The organism is Streptomyces calvus (genome assembly GCF_006782915.1).
Lineage (GTDB): Bacteria > Actinomycetota > Actinomycetes > Streptomycetales > Streptomycetaceae > Streptomyces > Streptomyces calvus.
On sequence record NZ_VCNP01000056.1, the window covers coordinates 345,847 to 363,242 of the forward strand.

Consider the following 17,396-nt stretch of genomic DNA (forward strand, 5'->3'; position numbering starts at 1 on the left):
GGGCGCGGGCCGCTGTGCTGTCGGGCTCCGACGGGATGCTTGGGCGCGGGCCGCCGTGTCGTCAGGCTGTGACGGGACGCTCGGGCTCGGCTGTCGTGCCGTCAGGCTCCGACGGGACGCTCCGGCTCGGCTGTCGTGCCGTCAGGCCCCGACGAGCGCTCGGGCTCGGCCGTCGTGCCGGCCGGGTCCGGGGCCGCGCCGGTGACGTGGCGGGTGCGGCGCCGCAGGTCGCGTACGTCCGGCACGCACAGGACCGCCGCCGTGACGACCACCACCAGCGCGGCACAGCCCCACAGCGCCTCCGCGCGCCCGAACGCCGTCTCCGCCGGGCCCGCCAGCGCCATCGCGGCCGGCACCAGCGCGACGGAGCCGAACCAGTCGTACGCCGAGACCCGGGACAGCTTCTCCTCCGGGATCTCCTGGTGGAGCGCGGTCATCCAGGAGACGCCGAACACCTCCAGGCACACGCCGGTCACGAACATCACCGCGCACAGCACGGCGGCCGGCACCGGCACGGCCAGCGCGGCGGACGGCAGGGCCAGCGGGAAGACGCACAGCGTGCCGACGAACAGCATCCGGCGCGGCTGCCAGCGGGTCATCAGCAGCGCGCCCACCACCGTGCCCCCGCCGAAGAAGGCCAGCGCCACGCCCCACGGCGCGGCACCGCCGAGGTGGTCCCGCGCGACGAGCGGTCCGTAGACGGCGTCGGCCGCGCCGACCACGGCGTTGGCGACGGAGAACTGGACGACGATGCCCCACAGCCAGGGCCTGCCGGCGAACTCCCGCCAGCCCTCCCGCAGATCGGCGAGCATGCCGCCACCGGGAGTGCGCGGCGGGACGTGCTTCACGTCGAGGAAGGCCCGCAGGGCCGCCGCGACCGCGAACGCCACGGCGTCCGCCGCCAGCACCCAGCCCGGCCCGATCGCGGCGACCATGGCGCCGCCGAGCGCGGCACCGCCGAGCGTCGCCCCGTGCATCGCCATCCGGAACACCGCGAACGCGCGGCCCGCCTGCTCGCCCTCGACGGACGACAGCAGCATGCCCTCGGCGGCCGGGTTGAAGAACGCCTGTCCGGTGCCGCCCAGCGCGCTGAGCAGCATCATCTGCCACAGTTGCGCCTCGCCCGCCAGGACCAGCGCCGCGAACGCGGCCTGCGAGAGGCAGTTCAGGGCGTTGGCCGCGACCATCACCCGGTGGCGCGGCAGCCGGTCCGCGACCGCGCCGCCGATCAGCAGGAACAGCACCAGCGGCAGGGTGCGGGCGGCGGCCACCAGGCCCACGTCTCCGCCGTCGCCGCCCGCGCCCAGCACGGCGAACGCGGCGGCGATCAGCGCGCCGTGGCTGCCCAGGTTGGTCACCACGGCGGCGGCGGTCAGCAGGGAGTAGTTGCGGCCGGCCCAGTCGGGGCGGCGGCGGAGGACGGTGGTCGGCACCCGGTGACTATCGCCGGGCGGGGGCCGACTTGCCAAATGCATTGTCGGCCCCCGGACCTGCTACGACTCCGTCGGAGGCTCCTCGGTGAGGCGCACCGTGCTGAGGATCTTCTGCACGGTCGCGTCCGGGATCTCGTCCTTGACGCCCTTGGCGCCGTACAGGTTCCAGGTGACGAAGTCGCCGGCGCCGTTCTTGAACGCGAAGGTGATCGCCTTGCCCTCGCTGTCGCACTTGCCGTTCTGCGGCGTGTTCTCCGAGTGCGCGGTGGCGACGCTGCCCTTGATGCCCGACTTCGTGGTGTACGCCTTGGGCTTCTCGTACTTGACGCTCTTCTTGTCGGGCTGGGTGTAACCGCCGTAGATCCACCATGGCACGCGCGTCTCGGCCGCCTCGTCGGTGTTCTTGGCGCCGTTCTCGCCGCGGGTTCCGGCGGTGACGAGGGCGGTGTCCTCCTCGCGGCCGTCCTTGTCGTCGTCGCTCGTGCACCACTTGGACTTCAGGTAGGCCGGGGCGGTGACGGTGGTGCGGTCCAGCTCGCCGTCCTTCTCCTCCCACTCGAAGCCCACGCTGGTGCCCGGGCTCTCGATCTCCCAGTCGGCCGGGACGTCGAACTTCGTGCCGAAGCGGGTGTTGACGACGACCTGCCAGCCCGGGACGGTCGCCTTCTCCTCGCCGCCGCCGCGCGGGTTGTCCTCGGACGCGGAGGTGCTCGGCTCGGCGGAGGTGTCCTTGGAGACGGTCGGGGTTGGCTTGCCGTCCTTGCCGCCGTCCGCCGTGTCCTCCTTGTCGCCGCCGAGCACCAGGAAGCCGGTCACACCCGCGGCCACGACGACGGCCGTCGCGGCCACGACGGCCACCAGCTTCGTCCGGTTGCCGCCGCCCCCGCCCTGCGGCGGCTGCGGCGCGCCCGCCGGCGCGGGCGTCCCCCACTGCGGCTGCTGCTGGTACGGGTTCGGCTGCTGGTAGCCGGGCTGCTGGTACGGATTCGGCTGTTGGTACCCCGGCTGCTGGTACGGGTTGTTCGACTGCGGGTTCTGCTCGCCCCCGGGCGGCTGCTGTCCTGGCCACATGGGCAGCAACCCTATCCGCGCGCGGGACACGATTGGGTCACTGCCCTTTGACGGGGACGTAGCAAAAGCCGGTCGCCGTCCGGCATGGCCAGCCGAGGCTACCCGTGGGTAACATTCGGGGCATGACCGCAGACCACATGTCCGTCGGCGACATGCTCGCCGCCACGGTGCCCATGGCCCGAACCCTCAGCCTGCAGTTCCTGGAGACCACGGCCGAGCGGGCCGTCGTGGCCCTGCCGGACCAGGGGGAGTACCACAACCACGTGGGCGGGCCGCACGCCGGCGCGATGTTCACCCTCGGCGAGTCGGCGAGCGGCGCGATCGTGCTCGCCGCGTTCGGGGACCAGCTCGCCCGCGCCGTTCCGCTGGCCGTCCGCGCCGAGATCGCCTACAAGAAGCTGGCGATGGGCCCGGTCACCGCCACCGCGACCCTCGGCCGCCCGGCCGCCGAGGTCGTCGCCGAACTGGACGAGGGCCGGCGCCCCGAGTTCCCCGTCTCCGTCGCCATCCGCCGCGAGGACGGAGCGGTCACCGGCGAGATGACCGTCGTGTGGACCCTCCGCCCCAACGGCTGACACCCGGCCGGCCCCCGCACCGGACACCGGGAGCACGGACGGCGGAGCCGGGGCACACGGGCACCGGCCGCCGTCCCGTGACCCGGTAGGCTTCCCGCCCGTGCGCCGTGCTCGGGCGCACGGAGAAGACCGCGGCCGCGACCGCGGGCTCGGCGGACCGGGAGGAAGCGGCGTTGCACGTCCAGGAATGGCTCGAGACCGTACCCGCGGTCGCCGTCTACGCGCTGGTGGGAGTCGTGATCGGGCTCGAGAGCCTGGGCATCCCGCTGCCGGGCGAGATCATCCTGGTCTCCTCCGCGCTGCTCGCCTCCCAGCACGGCGACATCGACCCGGTGGTCCTCGGCGCCTGTGCCACCGCCGGCGCGATCATCGGCGACTCCATCGGCTACGCCATCGGCCGCAAGGGCGGACGGCCCCTGCTGGCCTGGCTGGGCGCCAGATTCCCCCGGCACTTCAGCGAGGGGCACATCGCCACCGCCGAGCGGTCCTTCCAGAAGTGGGGCATGTGGGCGGTGTTCTTCGGCCGCTTCGTGGCCCTGCTGCGGATCTTCGCCGGCCCGCTCGCGGGGGTGCTGCGGATGCCGTACTGGAAGTTCCTCACCGCCAACGTCCTCGGTGGCATCGTGTGGGCGGGCGGCACCACCGCCGTCATCTACTACGTCGGTGTCGTCGCCGAGTCCTGGCTGAAGCGGTTCTCGTGGCTGGGGCTGGTGGCCGCCGTGCTGATCGGCGTGACGTCGATGCTGGTGCTCAGGCGCAAGGCGAAGAAGGCGGCGGCCCGGACCCCCGAGCCCGTCGCCGCCGCGGAGTAGGACACGCCGGGCGCGGCGCGGCCGCTACGCCCCGTGCTCCTGGCGGTGGGTCCGCGCCAGATCCGCGTACAGGGTGCCGTTGAGCGTGAGCCCTTCGCGTTCCTCTTCGGTCAGCTCCCGCCTGACCTTCGCCGGCACGCCCGCCACGAGGGACCCCGGCGGCACCTGCATCCCCTGCGGCACCAGCGCCTGCGCGGCGACCAGCGAACCCGCCCCGATCACCGCGCCGTTGAGCACCGTGGCCCCCATGCCGATCAGGCAGTCGTCCCCGACCGTCGCGCCGTGCACCACGGCGTTGTGCCCGATGGAGACCCGCTCGCCCACGGTGACGGGGAAGCCGGGGTCGGCGTGCAGCGTGCAGTTGTCCTGCACGTTGCTGCGCGCCCCGACGGTGATCCGCTCGACGTCGCCGCGCAGCACCGCCCCGTACCAGACGCTCGCACCGGCGTGCAGCGTCACGTCGCCGACCACCGACGCCGTGGGCGCCACGAACACGTCTCCGTCGATCTTCGGCTCCCTGCCCCCGATGCCCGTGATCAGCGCGCGGTGCGTCATCGCCCTCTCCTCCACGTGGTAGACACCAGGCACCGTAGCCCAACCCGGTGGGGTGAAGATCACAGGGGCGTCGGACCGTGTGGCCGGTTCCCGCCGACTACGGTGAGCGGGTGCCGAAGCGCAAGAACACGTTCTCGTCCTGGCCGCGCGGGCTCGCCCAGCGCGCGGTCCACGCGGCCTGGGCCTGGGTGCAGCGCACGGGCTCGGTCACCGCCGAGCACCCCGGCCGCTTCCGCTTCGGGGCGATGGGAACGGGTACCAGGCTCGCCTTCCCGCTCGGCACGGTCTTCGGCGAACCGTGGATCCGGATCGGCGCGCACTGCATCGTCGGCGAGCAGGTCACGCTCACCGCCGGACTGATGCCCGGCCTCGACCTCGGGCCCGATCCGATCCTGCGCATCGGCGACGGGGTCGTCCTCGGCCGCGGCAGCCACGTCATCGCCGACACGACCGTCACCATCGGCAGCGACTGCTACTTCGGCCCGTACGTCTACGTCACCTCCACCAACCACTCCTACGACGACCCGCACCAGCCCATCGGCAAGCAGTGGCCGCGGATGGAGCCGGTCGAGATCGGCCCCGGCTGCTGGATCGGCACCGGCGCGGTGATCCTGCCCGGGGCGCGCATCGGACGGAACGTGGTGGTGGCCGCGGGCGCGGTGGTCCGCGGCACGGTGCCCGACCACGCCGTGGTCGCGGGCGCACCGGCGCGTGTCGTCCGCCGCTGGACCCCGGCCGACGGCTGGCAGCCGCCGCTGCGCACCCCGGCGCCCGTACCGATCCCGGAGGGTGTCACCCCCGAGCAGTTGCGGGCGCTGTCGGGGCTGGACGAGGAAAGCGTGGCGCGGCTCGCGGAGTTGGACGAGGAGAGCGCGGCCCGGCTCGCGGAGCTGGACAGGGCGGGCGCGGCCCGGCTCGCGGAACCGGACGGGGACGGCGGGGCCCGGCTGGCCGGACTGGAACCCGGCGGCTGAGCCGCCTTCGCCCACCCGCGGTCGCAGTACAGTGCGGTGGACGACCGGGTCCACCACACCCTGGTCGAACCGGGACAACGACTTACAGAAACAACGCCGTCTTCCAGCATTTCCAACGGGATGGAACGTGTCGGACCTCGACCTGCTGACCCAGTCCCTGGCGCGCAACGTCAGGCGGTGGCGCACCGAGCGCGGCTTCACCCTGGACGCGCTCGCGGCCCGGGCGGGCGTCAGCCGCGGCATGCTCATCCAGATCGAGCAGGCCCGCACCAACCCGAGCATCGGCACGGTCGTCAAGATCGGCGACGCGCTGGGCGTCAGCGTCCCCACCCTGCTCGACTACGAGCGGGGCCCCAAGGTCCGCATCGTCCCCGCCGACCAGGCCGTACGGCTCTGGCACACCGAGGGCGGCAGCTACAACCGGCTGCTCGCGGGCACCGAGGCCCCCGGCCCGCTGGAGATGTGGGACTGGCGGCTGATGCCCGGCGAGAGCAGCGACTCCGACCCCCACCCCGCCGGCACGGTCGAACTCGTCCACGTCACCGCCGGCGAACTGACGCTCACCGTCGACGGCGTCGAGCATCGGGTGCCGGCCGGCGCCAGCGCCTCCTTCGAGGCCAACACGCCGCACACCTACGGCAACCAGGGCGACACCCCGATGGAGATGATCATGACCGTGTCGGTGCCGCCCGTGCACTGAGACGGCGTCGAAGGGCCCGCCGGACGGCTGTTACGGTGCGGCCATGCGCGCACCCATCGGAGACTTCGACCACGCCACCCCCGTCCCCGACTGCCTCGACGAGCTCACCGGCCCGGTCGCCGCCGCCGTACGCGCCTGGAACGGCAGCGTCCCCGCCGACCGGATCCTCTACGTCGACACCGACCCGCGCTGGGCCGACACCGCCGTCTTCGTCGAGCACTACGGCCGGGACCTGCTGGAGCAGTCGGCCAACTGCGTGGTGGTGGCGGGCAAGCGGGGCGGGGAGACCACGCTCGCCGCGTGCGTCGTGCTGTCCACCACCCGCCTCGACGTCAACGGGGTCGTCCGCCGCCACCTCGGCGCCCGCAAGGCGTCCTTCGCCCCGATGGACACCGCGACGGGCGAGACCGGCATGGAGTACGGCGGCATCACCCCGGTCGGACTGCCCGCCGGCTGGCCGGTGCTGGTGGACGCCGCCGTCGTGGACCTCCCGTACGTGCTCGTCGGCAGCGGCAGGCGGCGCGGAAAGCTGCTGGTGCCGGGCAAGGCGTTCGCCGAACTTCCCGGCGCGGCCGTGCTCGAGGGCCTCGGAGCGGCCTGAGCGGGCTCACCGCCCCGCGTGGTGCGCCAGCGGCAGGTGCGGGTCCGCCGCGCCGGGCACCGGTTCCGGATCGGCGTGCACCAGGGCGGCGGTCAGCCGGGGAACGGCGTGCAGCAGCGCGTGCTCCGCCTCGACGGCGACACGGTGGGCCTCGCGCACCGTCGCCTCGCCGTCCACCACGACGGCCACCTCCGCGCGCAGCCGGTGCCCGATCCAGCGCAACCGCAGCTCGCCCACCCCGCGCACGCCCGGCACCCCCGTCAGTGCCCGCTCGGCGCGGTCCACCAGTGCCGGGTCCACGGCGTCCATCACCCGCCGGAACACCTCCCGAGCGGCGTCCCGCAGGACCAGGAGGATCGCCGCCGTGATCGCCAGCCCCACCACCGGGTCCGCGAACCGCCAGCCCAGGGCCGCACCGCCGGCGCCCAGCAGCACCGCCAGCGACGTGAACCCGTCGGTGCGGGCGTGCAGCCCGTCGGCGACCAGCGCGGCCGAGCCGATGGCCCGCCCGACCCGGATGCGGTAGCGCGCCACCCACTCGTTGCCCGCGAACCCGACCAGCGCCGCGACGGCGACCACCGGGACGTGCTCGACGGGGCGCGGGTCCAGCAGCCGGTCCAGCGCGGTCCAGCCGGCGAAGGCGGCGGACGCGGCGATCGTCAGCACGATCGCGATGCCCGCCAGGTCCTCCGCGCGCCCGTAGCCGTAGGTGAAGCGGCGGGTGGCGGCGCGCCGGCCCAGCAGGAAGGCGATGCCCAGCGGTACGGCGGTCAGCGCGTCCGCGGCGTTGTGCACCGTGTCGCCGAGCAGCGCCACCGACCCGGAGAGGGCCACCACGACCGCCTGCGCCAGTGCCGTCACGCCGAGCACGGCGAGCGAGACCCACAGCGCGCGCATGCCCCGGGCGGAGGCCTCCAGGGCGCGGTCGAGCTTGTCGGCGGTCTCGTGCGAGTGGGGAGTGAGGAGATGGGTGAGGCGGTGCAGCGGGGACGCCCGGTGGTGACGGTGCCCGTGCCCGTCGTGGTGGTGGTCCTGGGCGTGGTTGTGTGCGTCGTGGTCGTGGTCGTGGTCGTGGTCGTGCGGGTGCGGGTGCGGGTGCGGGTGCGGGGCGTGGTGCTGGTGCCCGGGTCCGCCGTGGTCCTGGTGGTGGAGGTGTGTGTGCCGGTGGTCGCCGGGCGCGCCGTGCTGCCCGGGGCCGTGGCCGTCGTGGCCCGCGTCCTCGTGGCCGTGCCGGTGCCGGTCGCTCACGATCGTCCCCTTCCGGTGCGCGAGGTGGACGGGTGACGTCCACGACGCCATTATGTGCGTATGAGCGCACGCATGCACCTATCACCTGCGCACGATGCGCACCCACGCACGCCCGGCGAGGAGCAGTTCGCGCTCGCGGCGGAACTGCTGGCGCTGCTCGGCGACCGCACCCGGCTGGCCCTGCTGCACGCCCTGACCCGCGGCGAGGCCGACGTCACCACGCTCACCGAGGCGTGCGGAGCGGCCCGGCCCGCGGTCAGCCAGCACCTGGCCCGGCTGCGCCTCGCCGGGCTGGTGGACACCCGCAAGGACGGCCGCCGGGTGATCTACTCCCTGAGCGACGGCCATCTGCGGCGCCTGGTGGACGAGGCGCTCAGCGTGGCCGACCACCGCATCGCCGACCGGCCCCCGCACGACTGACCGGCCCGCAGGGCTGACTGCCTCCGTACGGCTGCCCGCTCCGGCACGCCCGACGGCCCGGCACGCCCGACCGCCCGCGTACGACCGGCCGCCCGCGTACGACCGGCCGGCCGGGGTGTCGTTCAGTACCGTGCCGCCGTGCCCAGGTACTGCTCCGCGAAGGCGGCAGCGGCGGCGGGGGAGGGGAACAGCCGGCGCAGCCGGGCGAGCGTGGTGCCCGCGCGGAAGGAGTCACCCGCCGCCGTGCCGTGGTACAGCTCGGACAGCCACTGCGAGAACTCCTGGTAGTCCCACACGCGCCGCAGACACGCCCGCGAGTAGCCGGCCAGCCCGCTGTCGTCGTCCCCGGTGAGCCACGCCACCAGGGCGTCGCCGAGCAGGAACGCGTCGTGCAGGGCCAGGTTCAGGCCCTTGGCGGCGATCGGGGCGACCAGGTGCGCCGCGTCCCCGGCCAGGAAGAGCCGCCCGGACACCATCGGCTCGGTGACGTAGTCGTGCATGTCCAGCACGCGCTTCTCGATCAGCCGGCCCTCGGCCGGCGGGGCCGCTCCGGCCGCCCCGAGCCGGCGCCGCAGCTCCGCCCAGACCCGCTCGTGCGGCCAGTTCGCCGGGTCGTCGCCGGGCGGGCACTGGAGGTAGTAGCGGGTCACCTCCGGGCTGCGGGGCATCTGGCCGGCGAACCCGTCCGGATGGCAGCCGAACAGGACGCAGTCCGCGGACGGCGGCGCCTCGGCGAGCAGCGCCAGCCAGCCGATGCCGTAGTCGTGCCGCGCCACCCGGGCGCGCCCCGGCGCGAGGGACGCCCTCGTCACCCCGCGCGCACCGTCGCAGCCGGCCACGAAGTCGCAGGCGACGACCTCCCGTTCGCCGCTCTCCGGGCAGCGGTACGACACCGACGGACGGTCGCCGTCCAGGTCGTGCAGCCGTACGTCGCGCACGCCGAACCGGATGCGGCCGCCGCGTACGTCCGCGTACTCCCGCACCAGGTCCGTCACGAGCAGTGGCTGCGGATACACCCAGTGGTGACGGCCCGTCAGCTCCTGGTACCGGAACCGGTACCGCTCGCCGTCGAAGCGGAACTCGCACGCGGTGTGGCGCCCGGCCCGCTCCAGCAGGTTCCCCGCCAGGCCCCGCCGCTCCAGACCGCGGACCGCCCACTCCTCGATCACCCCGGCCCGGGGCCGCCGTTCGATGAACTCGCGGGTCTCGGTCTCCAGGACGAGACAGTCCACACCGGCCGCCCGCAGGATGTTGCCGACGGTGAGCCCGGCGGGTCCGGCGCCCACGACGACGACCGGAACGCGTGACGGCGGGTCGGGGTGGCGCACCCTCTGCTGCATCGGGCCATTATGGCGGCGCGGCACCGCCGGGTCACCGCCCGTGACGGGCCGGGTCGCTCCTCAGCCGAGCAGGGGTATCTCGATCGCGGGGCAGCGGTTCATCACCATGTCCAGACCCGCGGCGCGGGTCCGGTCGTAGGCCGCCTCGTCGATCACGTCGAGCTGGAACCACACCGCCTTCGCGCCCTTGGCCACCGCCTCGTCCGCCACCGCCCCGGCCAGCGAGCTGTTGACGAACACGTCGACGACGTCCACCTCGAAGGGGATGTCCGCGAGCGAGGCGTAGCCCCGCTCGCCGTGCACGGTCTCCGCCTTCGGGTGCACCGGCACCACGCGCTTGCCGAACCGCTGGAGCACCTGGGCGACGCCGTACGCGGGGCGCTGCCGGTTCGTGGACAGGCCCACCACGGCCCAGGTGTCACCGAGTTCGGTGAGGATCTTGCGGACCGTTGCCTCGTCGCCGTACACCGCCGGCCTCCCGGGAGTCGTGAAGGAGCTGTCACCGCGCACAACGAAGCGACGCGCACGGTGATTCCCGGCGACCGGCCGTCCACCCGGCGGGCGGTGGACTGTACCGGCCGCCGGGGCGTCCGGCGCCGGGAACCGACGACCGCGACCCGAAAGGCGTGCGAGATACCTGCGTACGCCCGCTCGCGCGCCTACGCTCGCCTCGTGCTGCGCATCACCGACGCCCGAACCGGCCGGCCCGTGGACGCCGCCCCGGCCCGCCGGGGCCTGACCCGTGTCCAGGCCCACACCCAGGGGTTCGACCGGTCGAACCTGCGTGTCCTGCTCGTCGCCGACCTGCTCGTGCGGGCCCTGGAACTCGGCGGCACGCCGGTGTGGGCGCTGCACACCGGCGCACGGCAGCAGGCCGAACTCCGCGCGGCGGGCGCCGCTCTCGGCGTGCGGCCCTTCGAGGAGGGCCGGGACGCCGGGACCGGACTGGGCGAGGCCCAGGTCCTGCACGTGGTCAGCGAGGGCGGCGCGGCACCCGACGGCGTGACCGTCGCCGTGGCCCCCGTGCACGGGGACGACCCCGGCCCGCCGGACGGCGCCGACCCCACCGCCCTGCGACTGGCCCTGCTCACCCGGCCCAGGAACACGCCCGTGCACATCGGCCCGGACGTCCTCGCCGACGCCGCGGACACCCTCGGGCACTGGCGGCGCGCGGTCGCCGACTGGGCGCAGCGGCCCTCGCGCCCCGTCCCCGACGCCGTCCGCGCGGACCTGCGCGCCGCGTGGGAGGACGACCTGGACGCACCCGGAGTGCTGACCGTCCTCCGCGCGGCGGAGACCGACCCGGCCCTCGCGGACGGCGCCCGCTTCGAGACCTACGCCTACGCCGACCGGCTGCTCGGCCTCGACCTCACCCGCGGCCTGGGAACCCCGGCATGATCGAACGCGCCGGGGCGGGACCGCTGCGCCGCCTGGTCGTCCTGCGCCACGCCAAGTCGGCCCGGCCACAGGGCGTCACCGACCACGAACGCCCCCTCGCCCGCCGCGGCCGCGCCGACGCACCCGCCGCCGGACGTGCGCTCGCCGAGGCGGACTGCCTGCCGGACCTCGCGCTGTGCTCCACCGCGGTCCGGGCCCGCCACACCTGGGAGCTGGCCGCCGCGCAGTGGGGCACGCCGCCTCCGGTCCGGTACGACGCGCGCCTCTACCACGGCGACGTCCCCGGACTCCTGGCCGTGGTCCGCGAGACGCCCGCCGAGATCGAGACGCTGCTGCTCGTCGGCCACAACCCGGGCCTGGAGGACCTCGTCCTGACGCTCGCCGCCGACGGCCTGGACGACACCCTGGACCGGCTGCGCACCAAGTTCCCGACCTCCGCGATCGCCGTCCTGTCCTGGCACGGCCCCGCCTGGCGCGACCTCGCCCCCGCCGGCGCCCTGCTGACCTCCCTGACCGTGCCCCGGGGCGCCCGCCGATAGGCCCGTCCGAGCGCCCCTCGGAGGTGTCCGCGCGGCGCCGCATAGGCTGGCCGGATGCAGGACGAGTACCGCACCGTCGCGCGCGCGGGTGTGCACGAGACCGAGATCAACCGCTCACGCTTCCTGTGCGCCCTCGCCCCGGCGGCCACCGAGCGGGAGGCGCAGGAGTTCATCGCCGCCGTGCGCAAGGAGCACGCCGACGCCACCCACAACTGCTGGGCCTACGTCATCGGCGCCGACGCCTCCACCCAGAAGGCCAGCGACGACGGCGAGCCCGGCGGCACCGCCGGCGTCCCCATGCTCCAGATGCTGCTCCGCCGCGACATGCGGTACGTCGTCGCCGTCGTCACCCGCTACTACGGCGGCGTCAAACTCGGTGCGGGCGGCCTCATCCGCGCCTACGGCGGCGCCGTCGGCGAGGCGCTGGACGCCCTCGGCACCCTCACCCGGCGCCGCTTCCGGCTGGCCACCGTGACCGTCGACCACCAGCGGGCCGGCAAGCTCCAGAACGACCTGCGCGCCACCGGCCGCACGGTGCGGGACGTCCGCTACGACGAGGAGGTCACCCTCGAGATCGGCCTCCCGGACGCCGACGTGGACGCCTTCCGCGCCTGGCTCGCCGACGCCACGGCGGGCACCGCCCGCTTCGAACCGGGCGGGGAGGCCTACGGCGACGCGTGAGGCAAGGGCGCCATCGCCGCCCTGATCATCGTCCGCGCCGCGTACTTCTCCCACGAGGCCGTCCAGGTCTGCCGCCGCCGGCGGCGGCTTCCGCGTGCTCGGACAGCCGAGACAGCCGTTCACGCTCGGCCTCCGGCCGCACGGCCAACCCGGCCGCCCGCGGCTCGAGTTTCCACACGCTCCCGGATCCGGGTCTCCTCGGCCCGGTCCACATCGAACGACGACCCCACCGGCACCGCCCCTGACGCCGGCACCCGGGTAGCCGTACGGCGCGTGCGCCGAACGGCTACCCCGATCGTGATGCCCTCCCGGCTGCCCGGATCGTGATGCCCTCCTGGCTGCCCGGATCGTCATGCCCCCTTGTTGCCCGCATCGTGATGCCTTCCGGCACCCCGTTATAGCCAGTCGAACGATCTACCGCTTACTTCCGTCGCACGGCGAAGATCGAACCGCCCAAATGGATACGTCGTGATGGTTGGCAAATCAAAGGAAGTCCCATGAGCCTGCCCGAGCCTTGGTGGCGTGCAAGTCGGAGTTACGTCTCGGAGATCCTCTCGCTGTTCGCAGCCGCGCCCGATCGAGATGTCGTCCACTGGCGCGGCGAATCCTTCTCCGGTGGCGACCTGATGCGGTCCGTGACCGAGACGTTCCTTGCGCTGCGCAACCGCGGAGTGGGCAAGGGAGATGTAGTAGCGATTCTGGTCGCACCCAACAGCCCCGACATGCTCACCGTGCGGTACGCGACACATCTGCTCGGCGGCGCCGTGTGCTATTTGCGCACCACCAATCCCGGTACCAGGACGACGGTCCTTCCGCTGGATCACCAGATCCAGATCCTGCGCGAAACCGAAGCCGTGACCATCTTCACCGATGCCGAAGGTTCGGAGCGCGCGACGGAGCTCTCCGACGGCAGTGGGATCCCGGTGACGCGACGTCACGAGGCCGGCCGGGACGGTGTCGCCGACATCCCGGACGCCGTGTCGTGGGATCCGGATGCGACGGCCTTCATCGGCTTCACGAGCGGCAGCACGGGACGGCCCAAGGGCATCCGCCTGTCGGGTCGCGCATGGGACGCCACCATCCGCGCGTGGATGGGGGTCGGTCGTGAATACGACTGCTCGTCGATCCTGGTGTCGACCCCGCTGAGCCATGGCGTGGCCGCGATGGTGGACGCGGTCTTCGCCCTGGGCGGAGCCCTCTACCTCCATGAGAGCTTCGACGCCGAGAAGTTCGTGGACACCGTCTCCGCGGAGAAGGACATCTCGTGGACGTTCATGGCGACGAATCACGTGTTCCACGTCATCGACCATCTGCTCGAGCGGGGAATTCGCGACAGGGACGCGGTGGAAGCTGCGGGCCTGTCCTCGCTGAAGCGGATCGTCTACGGTGGCAGCCCCGCGGCACCCGCCAGAATCGCACAGGCCTTCCAGCTCTTCGGCCCCAGGCTCGCGCAGGGTTATGCCACGAGTGAGAGCGGTCGGATCACGATCCTGACTCCTGAGGAGCACGGCGACCCGGAGCTCGCGGCCACCGTCGGCCGGCCCTTCCCCGAGGTGGAGATCGCCGTCTGCAACTCGGACTCGGGTGCGCAGCTGGCGGCGGGCGAAGTCGGCGAGGTCCGCGTCCGTTCGCCCCAGATGATGGACGGCTACAACGGCAACCCGGAATTGACTGCCCAAGTCATGCGGGACGGCTGGTACTTCACCGGAGACATCGGCTGCCTCGACGAGCGAGGCTATCTGACCCTCTTGGGTCGGGTGGCCCACGTCATCAAGGTCGGCGGCGTCAAGGTCCATCCCATCGTTCTCGAGGCGGAGATCCTCGCCCACCCGGGTGTCCGGCACGCCGCCGTCTACGGCGTGCAGGACGAGGACGGAAGCGAGCACATCCACGCCGCCATCGAATGCGATCCGGCTGAGGTCGTCGAGGTGGAAGACATTTGCGCAAGCATTTCCGAGGCGCTGTCTCCGATTCACGTGCCCGAGAAGATACACGTATTGAGCGAGCTGCCGATGAACAGCAACGGCAAGCCCGACAAGGTGCTTCTGAAATCGAAGTTCGCCTAGCGTGGACCTTTCGGTTCGCAGGTCAATCCAACCGCTACGTCGAGAAGGCGAGTGAATGAACGTCCATCTGGCATCGTACCTGAGTGGGAACACCGCTGAAGATCTTGCTGAAAGCAAGCGCGAGTTCCTGGAGATCGGCCGTCGTTCCGGCCATTACCCCATGGCCAGTGCGCGGCGCGACGGGGTGGATTCGGAAGTAAGTGTCTGGTGCAGCAACGACTATCTGGGAATGGGCCAGAACCGCCAGGTCGGCGCGGCCATGCACGCCGCGATCGACACCCATGGCGTAGGCTCCGGAGGTTCCCGGAACATCGGTGGAACCAACCACTATCACGTCCTGCTCGAAAACGAGCTGGCGGATCTGCACGGCAAGGAAGCCGCCCTCCTCTTCACCTCGGGATACACGGCCAACGAGGGATCCCTCACCGTGCTGGCCGGGCTCCCGAAGGACACCGTCGTCTTCTCCGACGCGAAGAACCACGCCTCGATCATCGACGGCCTCCGGCACAGCGGCGCGAAGAAGCACGTCTTCAGGCACAACGACGTCGCCCACCTCGAGGAACTGATCGCGGCCGCTCCCGCCGACTGCCCGAAGCTCATCGTCGTGGAATCGGTCTATTCCATGTCGGGCAACGTCGCACCGCTCGCCGAGATCGCCGACATCGCGGACAAGTACGGTGCCACGACCTTCATCGACGAGGTCCACGCGGTCGGCATGTACGGCCCGCAGGGCGCCGGCATCGCCGCGCAGGAAGGCATCGCCGACCGGTTCACGGTCGTGATGGGCACGCTGGCCAAGGGCTTCGGAACGGTCGGCGGCTACATAGCGGGACCGGCGGCCCTCGTGGACGCGGTGCGCACCTATGCGCGGTCGTTCGTCTTCACGACCTCGCTGCCGCCGGCGGTCGCGGCCGCTGCGCTGGCGTCGGTCCGGTACCTGCGCTCCAGTGATGTCGAGCGGAAGGCCCTCTCGGAGAACTCGCGGCTCCTGCACAGCCTGCTGATCGCGGCCGACATCCCGTTCCTTTCGACGGACTCCCACATCGTTTCCGCCTTCGTCGGCGACGACGACATGTGCAAGCGGGCGTCCCAGCTGCTGTTCGAACGGCACGGGATCTACGTCCAGTCCATCAACGCCCCCAGCGTGCCCGCGGGCGAGGAGATCCTGCGGATCGCCCCGTCCGCCGTGCACGACCAGAGCGACGTCGAGAACTTCGCCCAGGCCCTGCAGGAGATCTGGAAGGACCTGGACATCCCGACCGCGAGCGCCCGGGACTGGTCCACGTCCGGGCTCCGCGAGGGCCGTGTCGGCACCGCAGCGAAAGACGGACGGCTGTCTTCATGACCAAGTCAGTTGCCGACGTGCTGGCTGACACGGCGGCGCAGCGACCCGACCACTCTGCCCTGATCCACGACTCCGAGCATGTCACTTACGGATGGCTGTGGGAACAGTCGTGCCGCTACGCCTCCGTGCTGCGGGCCAACGGGGTACGACCGGGAGACCGGGTCGCTCTGCTCCTGGTCGACACCCCGCACTTCCCCGTCGTGTACTTCGGGGTGCTGGCGGCCGGCGCCGTCGCGGTTCCGCTGAACGTCATGTCGACCGCGTCGGAGATCGATCACGTACTCACCGATGCGGACGCCCGTTTCCTGGTGTGCGCCGCCTCCTTGCTCGCCCGGGCGAGAGAGGCGGCGGAGCCGCTCGGCACGGTGCTCCTCACCGTCGGACCGGGCCCCGCGGGCACGGTCGACCTGGAGAACGCGGCCCAGGACGCGGCGCCGATCGACGACTGCGCAGAGCGGGAACCCGACGACGTCGCGGTCGTGTTCTACACGTCCGGTACGACGGGTGAGCCGAAAGGCGTGATGCTCACCCACCGGAACATCCTGTACAACGTCGAGAGGATGGTCACCACTCCGTACGCGTTCCGGAGTGACGACGTACTGCTCGGGTGTCTGCCGCTGTCACACGGCTTCGGCCAGATCTGCGGCATGCTGACCGGCTTCCGCGCCGGCATTTCCATCGTCATGATGCCGAGGTTCTCGGGGCGCGAGGCCCTCGCGCTCATGAGGGAACACCGGTGCACGGTGTTCATGGGTGTGCCGACCATGTACGTCAAGTTGCTCGACGCGGTGGCCCAGGGAGAGCCGATTCCTCGGCTCGACCGCGTGTACAGCGGGGGATCGGCGCTTCCGGTCAAGACCCTCGACGACGTCCGCAGCACGTTCGGATGCCCGGTGTACGAGGGCTACGGAATGACCGAGACCTCCTGCAGCGTCGCCTATCACTATCCCGGTCTGACGTTCCGGTCCGGAACGGTCGGTGTTCCGATCACAGGCATCACCGTCGGCATAGCTCGTCCGCATGCCGACGGAATCGACCTCCTGCCCGTCGGTGAGGTGGGCGAGATCGTGGTGCGCGGTCCGAACGTCATGGCCGGATACCTCGGCCGCCCGGACGTCACCGCCGAGGTCCTGATCGACGGCTGGTTCCTCACCGGCGATCTCGGCAGACTGGACGCCGACGGCTACCTTTCGGTCGTGGGCCGCAAGAAGGACCTGATTCTCCGAGGCGGCTACAACGTCTATCCGCGCGAGATCGAGGAGATCCTCGTCCGGCATCCGGCCGTGGCGCAGGTGGCGGTCATCGGCGTTCCGCACCCCGAGCTCGGTGAGGAGCCCTGGGCGGTCGTCGTGCCGGCCCGGCCGGAGGACATCACCCCCGGATCGGACCAAGAGATCATCGAATGGGGCAAGCAGCGTCTCGCCGCGTACAAATATCCTCGCCGCGTCGAGTTCATCGACGCCCTCCCGATCGGGAGCAGCGGAAAAGTACTCAAGCGGATGCTCGTCTCGAAGTACGAGCCGGCCGCCGGCGCGTAGCTGCACGCGAAAGCGCCCTGAGCAGCGAGCGGCTGCCCAGGTGAATCGAACCGTTCGCGATCAGGAATGCCCGGCGAGTTGTCCGGGCCACGTGCGACCG

Annotated in this window: 18 protein-coding genes; 12 read left to right on the top strand and 6 right to left on the bottom strand. The window is 72.3% G+C overall.

Going from position 1 to position 17,396, the window contains the following annotated elements; translation table 11 throughout:
* Nucleotides 1-101 precede the first annotated feature (101 nt).
* A complete protein-coding gene (locus FGW31_RS29955) occupies nt 102-1,475 on the bottom strand; it encodes an MFS transporter (protein WP_233477927.1) in 1,374 nt (457 codons plus the stop codon).
* A gap of 18 nt (nt 1,476-1,493) precedes the next feature.
* On the bottom strand, nt 1,494-2,504 hold the full coding sequence (locus FGW31_RS29960; protein WP_142196675.1) for a hypothetical protein: 1,011 nt from the start codon (nt 2,502-2,504) through the stop codon (nt 1,494-1,496).
* A 137-nt stretch (nt 2,505-2,641) separates the two neighbouring features.
* On the opposite strand from FGW31_RS29960, the gene FGW31_RS29965 reads away from it, so the two are divergent.
* Nucleotides 2,642-3,079, top strand: coding sequence for a DUF4442 domain-containing protein (locus tag FGW31_RS29965; protein ID WP_142197280.1), 438 nt, complete (start codon nt 2,642-2,644; stop codon nt 3,077-3,079).
* Between the two features lie 173 nt (nt 3,080-3,252).
* Nucleotides 3,253-3,891 carry a DedA family protein gene (locus tag FGW31_RS29970; protein ID WP_142197281.1) on the top strand — a complete coding sequence of 213 codons (639 nt, stop codon included), beginning with the start codon at nt 3,253-3,255 and terminating at the stop codon, nt 3,889-3,891.
* A gap of 24 nt (nt 3,892-3,915) precedes the next feature.
* Here FGW31_RS29970 and FGW31_RS29975 read toward each other — a convergent pair whose 3' ends face one another.
* Nucleotides 3,916-4,446 carry a gamma carbonic anhydrase family protein gene (locus FGW31_RS29975; protein WP_142196676.1) on the bottom strand — a complete coding sequence of 177 codons (531 nt, stop codon included), beginning with the start codon at nt 4,444-4,446 and terminating at the stop codon, nt 3,916-3,918.
* A gap of 110 nt (nt 4,447-4,556) precedes the next feature.
* Between FGW31_RS29975 and FGW31_RS29980 the strand changes: the two genes are divergently transcribed.
* The 3 genes from FGW31_RS29980 (at nt 4,557) to FGW31_RS29990 (ending at nt 6,721) form a co-directional block, all read left to right on the top strand.
* The gene (locus FGW31_RS29980; RefSeq protein ID WP_142196677.1) at nt 4,557-5,420 is read left to right on the top strand and encodes an acyltransferase; all 864 of its coding nucleotides are present in this window, start codon (nt 4,557-4,559) and stop codon (nt 5,418-5,420) included.
* A 127-nt stretch (nt 5,421-5,547) separates the two neighbouring features.
* Nucleotides 5,548-6,120: a helix-turn-helix domain-containing protein gene (locus tag FGW31_RS29985; protein ID WP_142196678.1), complete on the top strand. Its 573-nt coding sequence runs from the start codon at nt 5,548-5,550 to the stop codon at nt 6,118-6,120.
* Between the two features lie 43 nt (nt 6,121-6,163).
* Entirely contained in the window at nt 6,164-6,721 is a 558-nt protein-coding gene (locus FGW31_RS29990) for a YbaK/EbsC family protein (protein ID WP_142196679.1), read from the top strand.
* A 6-nt stretch (nt 6,722-6,727) separates the two neighbouring features.
* On the opposite strand, the gene FGW31_RS29995 is transcribed toward FGW31_RS29990, so the two are convergent.
* Nucleotides 6,728-7,969, bottom strand: a complete 1,242-nt coding sequence (locus FGW31_RS29995) for a cation diffusion facilitator family transporter (protein WP_233452591.1) — start codon at nt 7,967-7,969, stop codon at nt 6,728-6,730.
* Nucleotides 7,970-8,029: 60 nt separating this feature from the next.
* Between FGW31_RS29995 and FGW31_RS30000 the strand changes: the two genes are divergently transcribed.
* Nucleotides 8,030-8,389, top strand: a complete 360-nt coding sequence (locus tag FGW31_RS30000) for an ArsR/SmtB family transcription factor (protein ID WP_167530138.1) — start codon at nt 8,030-8,032, stop codon at nt 8,387-8,389.
* Between the two features lie 122 nt (nt 8,390-8,511).
* Here FGW31_RS30000 and FGW31_RS30005 read toward each other — a convergent pair whose 3' ends face one another.
* Nucleotides 8,512-9,729, bottom strand: coding sequence for a 4-hydroxybenzoate 3-monooxygenase (locus tag FGW31_RS30005; RefSeq protein ID WP_142196681.1), 1,218 nt, complete (start codon nt 9,727-9,729; stop codon nt 8,512-8,514).
* A 60-nt stretch (nt 9,730-9,789) separates the two neighbouring features.
* Nucleotides 9,790-10,197, bottom strand: coding sequence for a CoA-binding protein (locus FGW31_RS30010; protein ID WP_142196682.1), 408 nt, complete (start codon nt 10,195-10,197; stop codon nt 9,790-9,792).
* Nucleotides 10,198-10,401: 204 nt separating this feature from the next.
* On the opposite strand from FGW31_RS30010, the gene FGW31_RS30015 reads away from it, so the two are divergent.
* From FGW31_RS30015 to FGW31_RS30040, 6 genes are all read left to right on the top strand, one after another.
* Nucleotides 10,402-11,127 carry a hypothetical protein gene (locus FGW31_RS30015; protein ID WP_233288725.1) on the top strand — a complete coding sequence of 242 codons (726 nt, stop codon included), beginning with the start codon at nt 10,402-10,404 and terminating at the stop codon, nt 11,125-11,127.
* Nucleotides 11,124-11,666 carry a SixA phosphatase family protein gene (locus FGW31_RS30020; protein ID WP_142196683.1) on the top strand — a complete coding sequence of 181 codons (543 nt, stop codon included), beginning with the start codon at nt 11,124-11,126 and terminating at the stop codon, nt 11,664-11,666. The genes FGW31_RS30015 and FGW31_RS30020 overlap by 4 nt, the downstream gene beginning before the upstream one ends.
* 54 nt (nt 11,667-11,720) lie before the next feature.
* Nucleotides 11,721-12,347, top strand: a complete 627-nt coding sequence (locus FGW31_RS30025) for a YigZ family protein (protein WP_142196684.1) — start codon at nt 11,721-11,723, stop codon at nt 12,345-12,347.
* A gap of 497 nt (nt 12,348-12,844) precedes the next feature.
* Nucleotides 12,845-14,413, top strand: a complete 1,569-nt coding sequence (locus tag FGW31_RS30030; protein ID WP_142196685.1) for a class I adenylate-forming enzyme family protein — start codon at nt 12,845-12,847, stop codon at nt 14,411-14,413.
* Nucleotides 14,414-14,468: 55 nt separating this feature from the next.
* Entirely contained in the window at nt 14,469-15,758 is a 1,290-nt protein-coding gene (hemA, locus tag FGW31_RS30035; protein ID WP_142196686.1) for a 5-aminolevulinate synthase, read from the top strand.
* Nucleotides 15,755-17,296: a long-chain-fatty-acid--CoA ligase gene (locus tag FGW31_RS30040; RefSeq protein WP_142196687.1), complete on the top strand. Its 1,542-nt coding sequence runs from the start codon at nt 15,755-15,757 to the stop codon at nt 17,294-17,296. Before hemA ends, FGW31_RS30040 begins: the two co-directional genes overlap by 4 nt.
* The last annotated feature ends 100 nt before the right edge of the window (nt 17,297-17,396 follow it).

Excerpts from the sequence above, each read along its gene's own strand:
- FGW31_RS29965 (WP_142197280.1), top strand. The coding sequence starts at position 2,642 with ATGTCCGTCGGCGACATGCTCGCCGCCACGGTGCCCATGGCCCGAACC.
- FGW31_RS30030 (WP_142196685.1), top strand. The coding sequence starts at position 12,845 with ATGAGCCTGCCCGAGCCTTGGTGGCGTGCAAGTCGGAGTTACGTCTCG.
- FGW31_RS29955 (WP_233477927.1), bottom strand. The coding sequence starts at position 1,475 with ATGCATTTGGCAAGTCGGCCCCCGCCCGGCGATAGTCACCGGGTGCCG.
- FGW31_RS29975 (WP_142196676.1), bottom strand. The coding sequence starts at position 4,446 with ATGACGCACCGCGCGCTGATCACGGGCATCGGGGGCAGGGAGCCGAAG.
- FGW31_RS29960 (WP_142196675.1), bottom strand. The coding sequence starts at position 2,504 with ATGTGGCCAGGACAGCAGCCGCCCGGGGGCGAGCAGAACCCGCAGTCG.
- hemA (WP_142196686.1), top strand. The coding sequence starts at position 14,469 with ATGAACGTCCATCTGGCATCGTACCTGAGTGGGAACACCGCTGAAGAT.
- FGW31_RS30025 (WP_142196684.1), top strand. The coding sequence starts at position 11,721 with ATGCAGGACGAGTACCGCACCGTCGCGCGCGCGGGTGTGCACGAGACC.
- FGW31_RS30005 (WP_142196681.1), bottom strand. The coding sequence starts at position 9,729 with ATGCAGCAGAGGGTGCGCCACCCCGACCCGCCGTCACGCGTTCCGGTC.
- FGW31_RS30040 (WP_142196687.1), top strand. The coding sequence starts at position 15,755 with ATGACCAAGTCAGTTGCCGACGTGCTGGCTGACACGGCGGCGCAGCGA.
- FGW31_RS29990 (WP_142196679.1), top strand. The coding sequence starts at position 6,164 with ATGCGCGCACCCATCGGAGACTTCGACCACGCCACCCCCGTCCCCGAC.
- FGW31_RS30000 (WP_167530138.1), top strand. The coding sequence starts at position 8,030 with ATGAGCGCACGCATGCACCTATCACCTGCGCACGATGCGCACCCACGC.
- FGW31_RS30020 (WP_142196683.1), top strand. The coding sequence starts at position 11,124 with ATGATCGAACGCGCCGGGGCGGGACCGCTGCGCCGCCTGGTCGTCCTG.